Here is a 13,529-nt window from a genome sequence, read left to right on the forward strand (position 1 = left end):
ATTGTCTCATGGACACACTGTCCGGCAGGCGATTTTTACCGGCCGCCGGCGAGTCGAGTGCTGTATGAATATACAGTATTTTCGGTGCGGTCGCGAGGCATGAAACGCGGCGTCGGCGCCGGCGCCAGACGCGGCGCGGTTCTGCCCGCGGCAGGGCATGCTGCGACAGGCGACGAGGCGGCTCGGCTCGGTCCGAAGCGGTGTAAGGTGGCGCGCAGGACCGTCGCGTGCGCGCGACGCCCCGTTGAAAAATACGAAAACATCGAGGCAGCCAGGAGGGCGACATGCATTCCCCAGCAGGCAAGGACGAACCCCACGTATTGCGCGAGGACGCCCAGGGCGTGACCACCTTGCGCCTGAACCGGCCGGCCCAGGCCAACGCCTTGTCGGACGCGATGCTCGCCGAGCTCGGTCGCGCCTTCGACTCGCTGGCCGGCGATACGCGGCTGCGCTGCGTGGTGCTGGCCGCCGAGGGCCGCGCCTTCTGCGGCGGCCACGACCTGCGCGAGATGCGCGCGCGCCTCGGCTCGGCCACGGCCCGCCGCGACTACCTCGAACTGTTCACGCGCTGCAGCGACCTGATGCAGGCGATCCGCGGCCTGCCGGTGCCGGTGATCGCGCGCGTGCAGGGCGTGGCCACGGCGGCCGGCTGCCAACTGGTGGCGGCCTGCGACCTGGCGGTGGCGGCCGACACGGCGCGCTTCGCCGTCTCCGGCATCGAGGTCGGGCTGTTCTGCTCGACGCCGGCCGTGGCGCTGTCGCGCAACGTCTCGGCCAAGCGCGCCTTCGAGATGCTGGTCAGCGGGCGCTTCATCGACGCGAGCACGGCGCGCGACTGGGGGCTGGTCAACGAGGCGGTGCCGGCCGACGCGCTCGATGCGGCGGTGGCGTGCCTGGCGGCCAGCATCGTGGCGAAGTCGCCGGCCGCCGTGCGTCATGGCAAGGCGATGTTCCATCGCCAGCGCGAGCTGCCGCTCGACGAAGCCTATCGCCACGCAGCCGCGGTGATGGCCGACAACATGATGGAGCCCGACGTGGAGGAGGGGATCGACGCGTTCTTGGAGAAGCGGCCGCCACGCTGGGGCCGATCGGGCGAAGCCTGAGATCGAGGCCGGCGGCGCGCGCGAGGCGCGCGCTGCCGGCTGGCCTGTTGCCCGCGTCCGCCGGGATGGCTCGGGCGCGAGCCGGTGCCCGCGGGGAATGCAGCGACGCCGAATCAGCGCCCGTAGCTGCCGGTGCGCAGCGCCGGCAGTTCGAGCGGCTCGGTGTCGACCAGCGGCTCGACCTCCACCGGCACGCGCCGCGCGATCGCGCAGATCAGCTCGTAGCCGATCGTGCTGGCGGCTTCGGCCACCTCGTCGACATGCACCTGGCTGCCCCACAGCTCGACCGGCGAGCCGATACGCGCGTTCGGGCAGGGCGTGAGATCGACCGTCAGCATGTCCATCGAGACGCGGCCGACCACCCGCGTGCGCACCCCGTCGACCACGATCGGCGTGCCGGTGGGCGCGTGGCGCGGATAACCGTCGGCATAGCCGCAGGCCACCACGCCCACCCGCATCGCGCTGGAGGCGGCGAAGCGCCGGCCGTAGCCGACCGTCTCGTTGGCCTCGATGGTCTGGATGCCGATCAGCCGGCTGCTCAGCGTCATCGAGGGCAGCAGGCCGGTGTCGGCGATGTCGCGCGCCACGCCGGTCGGCGAGGCGCCGTAGAGGATGGTGCCGGGGCGCACCCAGTCGCGGTGCGCGGCCGGATGCCAGAGCACCCCGGCCGAGTTCGACAGCGTGCGTTCGCCGGGCAGGCCCTGGGTGGCCGCGTCGAACACCTGCATCTGCCAGTCGGCCTGGCCTTCGTCGGCATTGGCGAAGTGCATCATCAGCGCGATGCGGCCCACCGCCGGCGTGGCCGAGGCGCGCTGCCAGGCCTCGCGATAGACGTCGGGGCGAAAGCCCAGCCGGTTCATGCCGGAGTTCATCTTGAGCTGGATGTCGATCGGGCGCGTCGGGCGCGCGGCGGCCAGCATGTCGAGCTGTTCCGGGGTGTGCACCGCGACGCTGAGCCGGTAGCGATCCGCGATCGCGACATCGGCGGCCTCGAACAGGCCTTCCAGCAGCAGCACCGGCCGGGTCCAGCCCAGCTCGCGCACGCGCACCGCCTCGTCCAGGTCGAGCAGGGCGATGCCGTCGGCCTCGGCCAGCCCCGGATAGATCCGCTCGATGCCGTGGCCGTAGGCGTTCGCCTTGACCACGGCCCATACGCGCGAGCTGGCGGCGCGTCGGCGGATCACCGCGAGATTGTGGCGGACCGCGGCGGGGCGGATCTGGGCAAGGATGGGACGGGGCATGGCGGTCTCGGTCGGAATGGCGATGCGCCTTGCCGATCGGCCTCTCAGTGGCGATCGATCGCGCGTTTCGCGGTTGGTATGGTGACGGACGCCATCATATGGGCATCGAGGCAGTTTTATTTAATGTTTTTGTCACGTTTTTGGTAAAGATTGCCCTAGGCCGGGCGGGGCGCTCGGCCTGGGCCGCCGCCGGCGTGCATCATCCGGCCCCGGTTGCGGGCATGGAACCTGCGGCGGGAGACAAGCCCGGCTGCGGCTGGCCGAACCTGCTCGCATTTCCGTATCGCGCGAGCGGCCGCGCCAGCGCTTGCCGGCCCTGCATGGCGTGCCGTGCGCGGGCCGGCGGCCCGGGTTGGTGCCGGCCTCGTACGCATGTCACGAAATCGACGTACGATGCCGAAATATTCAAGCGCGAAGCACGCTGAAGGAGCGACCCCATGTCCTCGTCATCCGATCGCCCCGTCCGGGTTCCCGGCCCGGATCATCCGATTACGATCGCGCCCACCGGCGCCCATGTCCGCGTGCTGGCCGACGGCGCGCCGCTGGCCGACACGCACGGCGCGCTGACGCTGCGCGAGGCCAGCTATCCGCCCGTGCAGTACATCCCGCGCGCCGATATCGACGTCACGCGCGTGGTGCGCAGCAGCCACACCAGCTACTGCCCCTACAAGGGCGAGGCCACCTACTACTCGATTCCCGCGCTCGGCCCGCGCGGCGAGAACGCGATCTGGTCCTACGAATCGCCGCACGAGGCGGTGGCACCGATCGCCGGCCATTTCGCGTTCTATCCCGAGCGCGTCGACGCCATCGAGATCGCCGCCTGATCCAATCCGCCAAGGCACTGTAACCGCGACCGCGTTTTCCACGAACTCGAGGAACGCATGATTCGCGTGCCGATCCGCCCGCCCGCGCGTATCGCGCCCGGGCGACCTTGCGCACCATCCGCCACCGTGGCACGGGCCGCGGCTCGCGGACTCTCGCTGAAGATATCCATGGCCAGGTCCGCCGAAGCGGGCCGGCCGCCACTCCCGGAATCCGACCGATGACCAAGAACGAACTGACGGCGCGCACGCTCGCGTCGACCCTGGAACGGGAGATCGCCGCGGTGCGGCGCCATAGCCTCGAGCTCGCGAGCCCGCTGAGCCCCGAGGATCAGGTCCTGCAGTCGATGCCCGACGCGAGCCCCACCAAGTGGCATCTCGCGCATACCACCTGGTTCTTCGAGACCGTGATCCTGGCGCGTCACGCGCCGGGCTACACGCCCTTCGACGAGCGTTACGCCTACCTCTTCAACTCCTACTACGAGGCGCTCGGGCCGCGTCATGCGCGCCCGCGGCGCGGGATGCTGTCGCGGCCCTCGCTGGAGGACGTGCTGGCCTATCGCCATCACGTGGAAACGGCCCTGCTCGAGCTGGTGCGCGGCGCGGACCTGCCGCTGCTGGTGGAGATCGCGCCCGAGATCACGCTCGGGCTCAACCACGAGCAGCAGCACCAGGAACTGCTGCTGACCGACATCCTGCATGCCTTCTCGGTGAATCCGCTGCTGCCCGCCTATCGCGACGACGGCGCCGCGCCGCGCATGCCGGCCAGCCCGGCGGGCGAGGCGCGCTGGCTGGCGCACGCGGGCGGGATCGTCGAGATCGGCCATGACGGCGGCGGCTTCGCCTTCGACAACGAGGGCCCGCGCCACCAGGCGCTGCTGCGGCCCTTCGAGATCGCCGATCGCCTGGTGAGCAACCGCGACTACGCGGCCTTCATCGCCGACGGCGGCTACACGACCGCGGCGCTGTGGCTGTCCGACGGCTGGGCCGCGGTGCAGCGCGAGGGCTGGTGCGCGCCGGCCTACTGGCAGTCGCGCGAGGCCGGCGCGCTCGGCCTCGCGAGTGACGCGCACGATCCCGGCGCCGGCCTGCCCGGCTGGCTCGGTTTCGGCCTCGACGGCCTGCGGCCGCTCGATCCCGACGCGCCGGTGGCGCACCTGAGCTTCTTCGAGGCGGCCGCCTATGCCGAGTGGGCCGGCGCGCGGCTGCCGACCGAGTTCGAATGGGAGGCGGCCTGCGCGCTGCCCGGCATCGCGCAGATGCTCGACCACGTCTGGCAATGGACGCGCTCGTCCTACGACCCGTATCCGGGCTTCCGGCCGCTGCCGGGCATCGCATCGGAATACAACGGCAAGTTCATGGTCGGGCAGCAGGTGCTGCGCGGCAGCAGCCTGGCCACGCCGCCGGGCCATGCGCGGCCGACCTACCGCAATTTCTTCCCGCCGGCCGCGCGCTGGCAATTCACAGGAGTACGCCTTGTACGAGACCTCTGAGCTGTTCCGCGCGAACCCCAACAGCGCGAGTCGCCCGCCTGCCCGGAACCCCTTCCTGCGCGACCTGCTCGACGCGCTGGGTACCCGGCCGCGCAGCATCTCGCCGAAGTATTTCTACGACGCGGCCGGCTCGGCGCTGTTCGACCGGATCTGCGAGCTGCCCGAGTACTACCCGACGCGCACCGAGCACGCGATCCTGGCGGCGCACGCGGGAGAGATCGCGCAGGCGATCGGCGCCGAGGCGAACCTGATCGAGTTCGGCGCGGGCTCGCTGTCGAAGATCCGCTTCGTGCTCGACGCCTGCCTGGCCGCCGAGCCGCCCGCCAGCTACGTGCCGGTCGACATCTCGGCGGCCTATCTGCGCGAGTCGGCCGCCGCGTTGCGCCGCCACTATCCCGCGCTCGAGGTGCAGCCGGTGGCGGCCGATTATCTGCAGCCCGAAGCGATGCGCGAGCTCGCGCGCGTGCCGGATCGACGGATCGGCATCTTCTTCGGCTCGACCATCGGCAATTTCTCGAACCGCGAGGCCGATACCTTCCTGGGCCGCACCGCCGCGCTGCTGGCCGGCGGCGGCCTGCTGATCGGCGTCGACCTGGTGAAGGACACGGCGGTGCTGGAGCGCGCCTACAACGACGCGGCCGGCGTGACGGCGGCCTTCAACCTGAACCTGCTGGCGCGCGCCAATGCCGAGCTGGGCGCCGATTTCGATCTCGACGCCTGGCGCCATCGCGCGTTCTACGACAGCCGGCTGCAGCGCATCGAGATGCACCTGGTCAGCCTGCGCGCGCAGACCGTGAAGGTCGGCGGCCAGGCCTTCGAGTTCGCCGAGGACGAGACGATCCACACCGAGAATTCGCGCAAGTTCACGCTCGACGGCTTCCGCGGGATGGCCGAGCGTGCCGGCTACGTGCCGCGCAAGGTGTGGACCGACGAGGCGCAACTGTTCAGCCTGCACTGGCTGGAAAGCCCGGCGCGCTGAACGCGGGGCGCGTTGCCGACGCGGTGGCCGGCCGGCGCCGCGTCTCATCGGGCGCGTGCGCCCTGGTGAGCCCCGCTGCGGCGCTGGCCCTGCCCGCGAATTCGAATTGACGCTCGAACTCGTGCCGATTTAGGATGGCACCAGTCTTCGGGATAGACCCGGAGCGTTCCAACTCTTGAGGGAGCCTCATGAGCACGCAGTCCAGGCGCTTCGACGCGCTCGTCTTCATTGGTCGTTTCCAGCCGCCCCACCGTGGTCACCTGCATGTCCTGAAGGCCGCCCTGGCCCAGGCGCCGCGCGTATGCGTGCTGGTCGGCTCGACCGATCGCCCCCGCACCATCAAGGATCCGTTCTCGTTCGACGAGCGCCGCCAGATGCTCGAGTCGATGCTCGACGCCGACGAGCGCGAGCGCGTCATGATCGTCCCGGTGCAGGACTCCATGTACAACGACACCGACTGGGTCCGCTGGATCCAGCAGGCGGTGGCCGCCGCGCTCGGCGAGGCCGCCGCCACCGGCCGCGTGGGCCTGATCGGCCACGAGAAGGACGCCTCCTCGTACTACCTGCGCATGTTCCCGCAATGGCCCTTCGTCGAGGTCGAGCCGAACGAGGACATCTCCGCCACCGAGATCCGCGCGCAGTATTTCGCCGAGCGCCCGAACAGCTTCGTGTCCTGGGCCGTGCCCGCGCCGGTGTTCGCCTGGCTCGAGCAGTTCCAGGCGCGGCCCGAGTTCGCGCAGCTCAAGTCGGAAGCCGAGTTCATCGCCGCCTATCACCGCAAGTGGGCCGCCGCGCCCTACGCGGTCACCTTCGTGACCGTCGACGCGGTGGTGGTGCACTCCGGCCATATCCTGCTGATCCGCCGCCGCAGCGCGCCGGGGCAGGGCCTGTGGGCGCTGCCGGGCGGCTTCGTCGAGCAGGACGAGCGCATCGACGCGGCCTGTATCCGCGAGTTGCGCGAGGAAACCGGGCTCAAGCTGCCCGAGCCGGTGCTGCGCGGCTCGCTCAAGGACCGCCAGGTGTTCGACCACCCGACGCGCTCGCTGCGCGGGCGCACCATCACGCATGCCTCGCTGTTCCACTTCCCGACCGGCGAGCTGCCGCGCGTGAAGGGCAGCGACGATGCCGACAAGGCGCGCTGGGTGCCGCTCAACGAGTTCGAGACGATGCGCGAGCGCATGTTCGAGGATCACTTCGACATCGCCTATCACTTCCTCGGCAAGCTCTGATTCTCATCGTCCATGCTTCACCGTAGTTCACGCGCCCGGCCACGCCGGGCGCGACCGGCCCGCCAGGATAGACCCGGCGGCCTTCCCCCAGGTCCAGAGGAGCTCTGACCATGCACAGCACCGAAGCCGGCGGCCTCGCCGCGATCCTTGCCAACCCGATCCTCAACACGGATTCGTACAAGGCCTCCCACTACCTGCAATATCCGCCCGACGCGACGGCGATGTTCTCCTACGTCGAATCGCGCGGCGGCCGCTACGAGCGCACGCTGTTCTTCGGCCTGCAGATGCTGCTCAAGGAATACCTGTACCGGCCCGTCACGCACTCGATGGTGGACGAGGCGCGCGATTTCTTCGCGCTGCACGGCGAGCCCTTCAACGAGGCCGGCTGGCGCCGCGTGGTGGAGCGCTACGACGGCTACCTGCCGGTGCGCATCCGCGCGGTGCCGGAAGGCTCGGTGGTGCCGGTCGGCAATGCGCTGATCACGGTCGAATGCACCGATCCCGAGCTGTTCTGGCTGGCGTCCCACGTCGAGACCATGTTGCTGCGCATCTGGTACCCGGTGACGGTCGCCACCCGCAGCTGGCATCTGCGCCAGACGATTCGGCACTGGCTCGAACGCGGCGACGAGGATCTCTCGCAACTGCCGTTCAAGCTCCACGATTTCGGCGCGCGCGGCGTGTCGAGCGCGGAGTCGGCCGCGATCGGCGGCGCCGCGCACCTGGTCAGCTTCATGGGTTCGGACACGGTGCTCGGCGTGCTGGCCGCCAACCGCTTCTATCGCGAGCCGATGGCGGCCTATTCGGTGCCGGCCGCCGAGCACAGCACGATCACCTCCTGGGGCCGCGACGGCGAGCTCGAAGCCTACCGCCATGTGCTGGCGCGCTGCGCGAAGCCGGGCGGCATCGTCTCGGTGGTGTCCGATTCCTACGACCTGTTTGCCGCGCTCGACCTGTGGGGCGGTCCCTTGCGGCAGCAGGTGATCGACTCGGGCGCCACCCTGGTGGTGCGCCCCGATTCGGGCGACCCGGAAACCATCGTGCTGGCCACCGTGCGCGCGCTCGACGCCGCCTTCGGCGCGAGCGTGAACCGCAAGGGGCACCGCGTGCTGAACCACGTGCGCGTGATCCAGGGCGACGGCGTCAACGAGGCCTCGATCGAGGCCATCCTGGCATCGCTCGACGCGGCCGGCTATTCGGCCGGCAACGTGGTGTTCGGGATGGGCGGCGCGCTGCTGCAGCAGGTCGATCGCGATACGCAGCGCTTCGCGATGAAGTGCTCGGCGATCCGACGCGGCGAGGTCTGGCACCCGGTCGGCAAGGACCCGGTCACCGATCCCGGCAAGCGCTCCAAGCAGGGCAGGCTGACGCTGCAGCGCCATCGCGGCACCGGCGCCTATCGCACGGTGGCGATGCCGGCCGCATGGGACGACCACGCGGTCGAGGGCGAATGGGAGGATGCGCTGCGCACCGTGTTCGATACGGGGCGCCTGCTGGAGGAGGTGACGCTGGCCGAGGTTCGCGCGCGTGCGCACGCGCATGAAGTCGCGAGCGAGGCGCGGCAGCCCGAGGCCGAGGAGGTGCCGGTCCCGCTCGCCTGAGGCGGCGAGCGGCGGCGCGCCCGGCGCCGGTTCAGGCCGAGCGCGCCGCGAAAGCCCGCCCGCAAGCCAGCCGGATGCGGCTGGCGATGCGCATGAAGGCGAGCCAGTTCTGCGCCCAGACGCCTTCGCCGTAATCGCGGCCCGGGCCCGCATCGCCCGGCAACTGGTCCGAGATGCCGGTCGGCTCGATCCTGCGGGTCCAGTCGGCGGTGCGGAACAGCATGTCCCACCACGGAAACAGCACGCCGAAGTTGCAGCCATAGGCCACGCCGGTATGGCCATACTCGACCGCGTGATGGCGTCGATGGAAGGCCGGGCTCACCAGCAGCCGCTCCAGCAGCCAGCCGTAGGACAGGCGCGCATTGACGTGCTGGATGCTCTGCAGGGTATTGCCGACGGCCACCAGCACCACGTACTGGCCCGGCTGCACGCCGATCAGCAGCGCCAGCAGGGCGAAGAACGCGGCCTGGATCAGCACGTCGAGGAAGTGGTTGCGGTCGTCGTTCCAGAACGACATGCGGCGCTGGCTGTGATGCACCGCATGCAGTTCCCACCACACGCCGAAGCGATGCTGCCAGCGGTGGTACCAGTAGCCGGCGAAGTCGAGCGCGAGCGCGTAGATCGCGAACGAGACCAGCGGCCGGTCCGAGACGCCGGGCCAGAACTCGTCGAGATTGACGTTCCAGACGCGATGCACCTGCATCCAGGTCTCGGCGTGGTTGAACAGCGGCTGCAGGTAGACGAAGAACAGGCCATTGACCACGCCGAGCTTGGCGATCCAGGTGTACCAGACGTCGGCGCGCACCGCGCGGCGCTCGGGCCAGCGCTCGATCGGCCGCCAGGCCTCCAGCGGGCGCAGCAGCGCCCAGGTCAGCGCGATCTCGCAGACCGCGACGATCACCCAGTACAGCGCGTCGTAGATGTCCTCGTCATAGTCCATCAGGTGGGCGCGAAACAGCAGCGGCTGCACCAGGTCCACGTAGAGCGCCGTCTGCGCGGTGGCGATCAGGTTGTCGGCCGAAGCCAGCAGCGCGTCGATCATGGCGGGCCCGCCTCAATCCGGGTTGGGTGCATGGACCGGCGCGCGGTCGGCGAAGAACAGGCCGTGCGGCGAGCGGCCGACGGCGATCGTGCTGACCAGCTTGCGCGTGGCCAGGTCGATCACGCCGACATGGCGCGAGAAACGGAAGGTGACCCACAGGAAGCGCTTGTCGGCGGACAGTTCCATGTCGTCGGGGCCGGGCATCAGGCCGGTGATGTCGCCGGTGTTGGTCAGGGCCGCGTAGTCGAGCACGCTGATGGTGCTGTCGACGCGATTGGTGACGGCCACGTGGCGGCCGTCGTCGAGCGAGCGGAAGTTGTGCGCGCCGCGGCCGGTATGGATCCTCTTCACCACCTGGTGCGTGACGCAGTCGACCACCGCCACGTCGTCCTCGCCGGTCATGCCGACCAGCAGGTAGCGGTTGCCGGGCGTCATCCACAGCCCGGCCGGGTCCTGGCCCACGTGCATGCGCCAGTCGACGGTCTGGGTCGGCAGGTCGATCGCGGCGATTTCGCCCGATTCCTGCAGCGAGACGTAGACGGTGCGATTGTCCATCGAGAAGGTCATGTGGCTGGGCATCTTCTCGAGCGGCAGGCGCCTGGCCAGCGTGAAGTGCAGCGGCGCCTCGTAATGATAGATGTCGACGCGATCGAGCCGCAGCGCATTGGTGACGAACCAGCGGCCGTCGGGCGAGAAGCCGAGTTGATAGGGGTCCTCGATATCCTGCAGCGTGCCCTCGACGCGGCCGGTGGGCGGGTCGACGAACATCAGGTTGTCGGACACCGAGTTCGCGACGATCAGGGTCTTGCCGCCGGGCGTGATCATCAGGTGATGCGGCTCCTTGCCGGCGGGCAGGGTGGCCACCACCTTGCGCGAGGCCTCGTCGATCAGGTTCAGCCTGGCTTCGCCCGAATCGAGCACCACCACGTTGTCGGCATGGGCGGCCAGCGGGGCGCCGGCGGCGCAGAAGAGGGACAGCAGCAGCACGCGCAGGCGCGCGGCGGGGGAGCGGAACATCGGGACTTCCTGGTGCGAGCGTGACGAAAGCGGCGACGCGCGGCAATGACGGCGAGGGTCTCGCGTGTCGCGCGCGCTGGGCTGACGCGCAACTTACCGGGCAGCCCGATGAGCGTCCAATGCATTGTGCGGATGAAACGATGAGCGCCGCGTATGAGTGGAACAATCGCGCTTGCGCGCCGCAATGGCGGCCTTGCGCGCGCATCAATCGATCGTCGCGCCGCAAGCCGATGCGATCGGAATCGAAGCCGGCCGCAAGCGCGATGCGGGGTGATCGTGGGGAAGGTGGCAGGCGGCTGAAAGCCGTTTGTCGAACTGCTTGTATCGGCAACCAGTTGGGGAAGCCCCGGCGCGGCTCAGCGCAGCGTGCCGAACAGGCCGCCGAGCGCGGCGCGCAGCAGCTCGCCCGAGCTTGGCCGGCTCACGAAGCTCATGGCCGGCGCGTAGGTCAGCTCGAAGATCAGCGCACCGAGCGTTTCGGCATCCACCGAGAGCGCGGGATCGAGCCCGCGCAGACGCTCGCCGAGCGTGCGCCAATGCGAGCGCAGCACCGCTTCCTGCGAGGCGCGGAAGCTGTCGGCAGGCTTGGCGTGGCGCGCGTATTCGAGCACCAGCAGCGGCCAGCTGCCCAGGCGCGAATGCCGGTCGGCCCAGCCGGCGATCCGCTCGATCGCGTCGGCCGGCGTGGCGGCGCCGTCGATCGCCGCGTGCAGGTCGGCGAGGCTGCGCTGCCCATGCGCTTCCAGCACTTCCAGGAACAGCGCTTCCTTGCCCGGGAAGTTCGAGTAGACCGCGCCCTTGCTGAAGCCGGCCACCTCGGCGATGCGCTCGAGCGAGGTGGCCGCGTAGCCGTCGCGCGTGAACAGCGCGGCGGCTACCTCCAGCAGCCGATGGCGGGTTTGCGCCTGGCTTTCCTCGCGCGTCAGTCTGGCCATGCCTGTCTCCGTCGAATCGGAATCTCGGTTGAATGCCGGGCAGTATACAGATACCATCGAGTATCCGAATTATCCCGAGCTGTTCCATGTACAAGAAAGGTACCGCCCTCGAATTGCAGTTTTCGCCGCGCCGGCTCGGCGAGGCGCGCGGGCAGCCGCTGAGCCTCGGCCTGAGCGGCGAGGACGCCGGGCGCCTGTACCGCGCGCTCGACGCCTACCTGGCCGCCGCGCCGGCCCAGGGCGCGGAGCCGCTGGTGGTGAGCCTCGACGACGAGGGCGAGGTCCATGCGCCGGTGCCTGCTCACGCGCTCGATTCCGCCGCCGCCGAGGCCGAGCCCAACCAGCCAGTGCCGAGCGTCGTCGAATTCCGCCAGTTCGTCTGCCTGATCTGCGGCTGGATCTACGACGAAGCCAGCGGCGATCCCGAGCATGGCCTCGCGCCGGGCACGCGCTGGGAGGCGGTGCCCGACGACTGGCGCTGCCCGCTTTGCGACGTCGGCAAGGAAGACTTCGCCCTGATGGCTTTCTGATTCGTTCATCCGCTTCGTTTGCGATCCGGCTTCGCGAGATGCGCAAGCCACTTTCTTTCTTTTTGCCGACGCGTCGCCGATCACCCACGACCGGCGCCTGTCTGCTACGCGTTTTCTTCGATTACCTGCCATGTCGAACGAATTATCGGCAAGCAGGCCACGATTGACTTCGTTCGCTATCGAACCGTTTCGAGGGCTGCCGGCCGCTGTGCCCCGGCCCATCCGCATCACCCGCCACGCGGCTCGATTCCACCAAGCATTTCGCAAGCCCGCCGTGATCGTCCTTTAAGATGACGACACCGTCACCATCTGCGTATTCCATTGCGCCCAGAGTGTCCCGATGATCCATTCCTCCCGTTCGACGTCGGATTCCGAACGCCCGAAAGCGCAGGCGATCGCGCTCGGCGTGCTCTACACAGCACTCGTCGCGCTCGCGCTGTGGGTAATCCGTGAATTCCTGCCGGCCGTGGCCTGGGCCGGCGTGATCGCCATCGCGCTGTGGCCCGCGCTGCGCCGCATCGATGAGGTGCCCTGGCTGTCGGGGCGCCACACCGTGGTTTCGATCGTGCTGACCTCGGCGGTCGGCCTGCTGCTGGTGGTGCCGGTGGCGGTGGCGGTGGTGCAGGCCGCGGGCCAGGTCCACGAAGTGTTCGCCTGGGCGCGCGACGCGCGCCTGAACGGCATCCCGGTGCCCGACGCGGTCTCGCACCTGCCGTTCGGCGCGCAGCAGGTCAGCACCTGGTGGCAGGCCAACCTGGCCCAGCCGCTGCATGCGCCCACCGGCGTGAAGGCGATGAACAGCGAGGTCTTCGTCAGCTACGGCAAGGCCTTTGGCTCGCGCGTGGTGCATGCGGCGGTGCTGTTCGGCTTCATGCTGGTGACGCTGTTCGTGATCTTCCGGGCCGGCCCGAACATCTCGGCATCGCTGATGCGCGGCGTGCAGCGCGCGTTCGGCGCCAACGGCGCCTCGCTGATCCAGCGCATGGCCTCGGCCATCTACGGCACGGTGACGGGGCTGGTGGTGGTGGGCCTCGGCGAGGGCGCGCTGCTCGGCATCGCCTATGGGTTCGCGGGCGTGCCGCACGCGGCGCTGCTGGGGCTGGTGACGGCGGTGGCCGCCATGCTGCCGTTCTGCGCGCCGATCGTGTTCTGCGGTGCCGCGATCTGGCTGTTCCTGGTGCAGGGCGCGACGGGCTGGGCGATCGGCCTGGCCGTGTTCGGCTTCGTGGTGGTGTTCGTCGCCGAGCACTTCGTGCGCCCGGTGCTGATCGGCGGCTCGGCGCGCCTGCCGTTCCTGCTGGTGCTGTTCGGCATCCTCGGCGGCGCCGAGACCTTCGGCCTGCTGGGCCTGTTCATCGGGCCCGCGCTGATGACGGTGCTGACCGTGCTGTGGACCGAATGGATCCACTGAGGATTCGCCTCGATCGTTGCGCACGCAACGCATCGGCCTTCCCGGGCACATGCTTGCATGCCCGTTCGCACGCGAGGGCCGGTCGATTTTCGATGCGGGGTTTTAAAGTTTTCCACATTCGTGTCGTCGA

Annotated in this window: 13 protein-coding genes; 9 read left to right on the plus strand and 4 right to left on the minus strand. The window is 69.5% G+C overall.

The features are described 5' to 3' along the window. The first annotated feature begins 284 nt into the window (after nucleotides 1-284). The gene (locus tag FB600_RS17525; protein ID WP_046582327.1) at nucleotides 285-1,103 is read left to right on the plus strand and encodes an enoyl-CoA hydratase; all 819 of its coding nucleotides are present in this window, start codon (nucleotides 285-287) and stop codon (nucleotides 1,101-1,103) included. A 113-nt stretch (nucleotides 1,104-1,216) separates the two neighbouring features. Here FB600_RS17525 and alr read toward each other — a convergent pair whose 3' ends face one another. Further along, the gene (alr, locus tag FB600_RS17530; protein WP_046582328.1) at nucleotides 1,217-2,344 is read right to left on the minus strand and encodes an alanine racemase; all 1,128 of its coding nucleotides are present in this window, start codon (nucleotides 2,342-2,344) and stop codon (nucleotides 1,217-1,219) included. Nucleotides 2,345-2,373: 29 nt separating this feature from the next. Between alr and FB600_RS17535 the strand changes: the two genes are divergently transcribed. From FB600_RS17535 to FB600_RS17560, 6 genes are all read left to right on the plus strand, one after another. After that, nucleotides 2,374-2,769 (plus strand): hypothetical protein, encoded by a 396-nt coding sequence (locus FB600_RS17535; RefSeq protein ID WP_127837706.1) that lies wholly within the window; start codon nucleotides 2,374-2,376, stop codon nucleotides 2,767-2,769. A gap of 12 nt (nucleotides 2,770-2,781) precedes the next feature. After that, nucleotides 2,782-3,168, plus strand: coding sequence for a DUF427 domain-containing protein (locus FB600_RS17540; RefSeq protein ID WP_013691065.1), 387 nt, complete (start codon nucleotides 2,782-2,784; stop codon nucleotides 3,166-3,168). 218 nt (nucleotides 3,169-3,386) lie between these two features. Then, on the plus strand, nucleotides 3,387-4,658 hold the full coding sequence (gene egtB, locus FB600_RS17545) for an ergothioneine biosynthesis protein EgtB (RefSeq protein WP_098152992.1): 1,272 nt from the start codon (nucleotides 3,387-3,389) through the stop codon (nucleotides 4,656-4,658). Then, nucleotides 4,642-5,637 carry an L-histidine N(alpha)-methyltransferase gene (egtD, locus tag FB600_RS17550; RefSeq protein ID WP_098152991.1) on the plus strand — a complete coding sequence of 332 codons (996 nt, stop codon included), beginning with the start codon at nucleotides 4,642-4,644 and terminating at the stop codon, nucleotides 5,635-5,637. Before egtB ends, egtD begins: the two co-directional genes overlap by 17 nt. 188 nt (nucleotides 5,638-5,825) lie before the next feature. After that, nucleotides 5,826-6,866: a bifunctional nicotinamide-nucleotide adenylyltransferase/Nudix hydroxylase gene (locus FB600_RS17555; RefSeq protein ID WP_025097517.1), complete on the plus strand. Its 1,041-nt coding sequence runs from the start codon at nucleotides 5,826-5,828 to the stop codon at nucleotides 6,864-6,866. Between the two features lie 110 nt (nucleotides 6,867-6,976). Then, nucleotides 6,977-8,464, plus strand: a complete 1,488-nt coding sequence (locus FB600_RS17560; protein ID WP_145757151.1) for a nicotinate phosphoribosyltransferase — start codon at nucleotides 6,977-6,979, stop codon at nucleotides 8,462-8,464. A 31-nt stretch (nucleotides 8,465-8,495) separates the two neighbouring features. Here the strand turns inward: FB600_RS17560 and FB600_RS17565 are convergent, their stop codons facing one another. The 3 genes from FB600_RS17565 to FB600_RS17575 form a co-directional block, all read right to left on the minus strand. After that, nucleotides 8,496-9,506 carry a sterol desaturase family protein gene (locus FB600_RS17565; RefSeq protein WP_145757152.1) on the minus strand — a complete coding sequence of 337 codons (1,011 nt, stop codon included), beginning with the start codon at nucleotides 9,504-9,506 and terminating at the stop codon, nucleotides 8,496-8,498. Between the two features lie 12 nt (nucleotides 9,507-9,518). Continuing rightward, on the minus strand, nucleotides 9,519-10,523 hold the full coding sequence (locus FB600_RS17570) for a beta-propeller fold lactonase family protein (RefSeq protein WP_145757153.1): 1,005 nt from the start codon (nucleotides 10,521-10,523) through the stop codon (nucleotides 9,519-9,521). 356 nt (nucleotides 10,524-10,879) lie between these two features. Next, nucleotides 10,880-11,458, minus strand: a complete 579-nt coding sequence (locus FB600_RS17575) for a TetR/AcrR family transcriptional regulator (RefSeq protein ID WP_096751599.1) — start codon at nucleotides 11,456-11,458, stop codon at nucleotides 10,880-10,882. Between the two features lie 86 nt (nucleotides 11,459-11,544). On the opposite strand from FB600_RS17575, the gene FB600_RS17580 reads away from it, so the two are divergent. Both FB600_RS17580 and FB600_RS17585 read left to right on the plus strand, forming a co-directional pair. Continuing rightward, complete coding sequence (locus tag FB600_RS17580; RefSeq protein WP_080742261.1) at nucleotides 11,545-11,988, plus strand: rubredoxin; 444 nt, start codon at nucleotides 11,545-11,547, stop codon at nucleotides 11,986-11,988. A 340-nt stretch (nucleotides 11,989-12,328) separates the two neighbouring features. Next, nucleotides 12,329-13,399: an AI-2E family transporter gene (locus tag FB600_RS17585; protein WP_145757154.1), complete on the plus strand. Its 1,071-nt coding sequence runs from the start codon at nucleotides 12,329-12,331 to the stop codon at nucleotides 13,397-13,399. Nucleotides 13,400-13,529 lie beyond the last annotated feature (130 nt).

Origin of the sequence: Burkholderia sp. SJZ089, assembly GCF_007828315.1 — a bacterium.
Lineage (GTDB): Bacteria > Pseudomonadota > Gammaproteobacteria > Burkholderiales > Burkholderiaceae > Burkholderia > Burkholderia gladioli.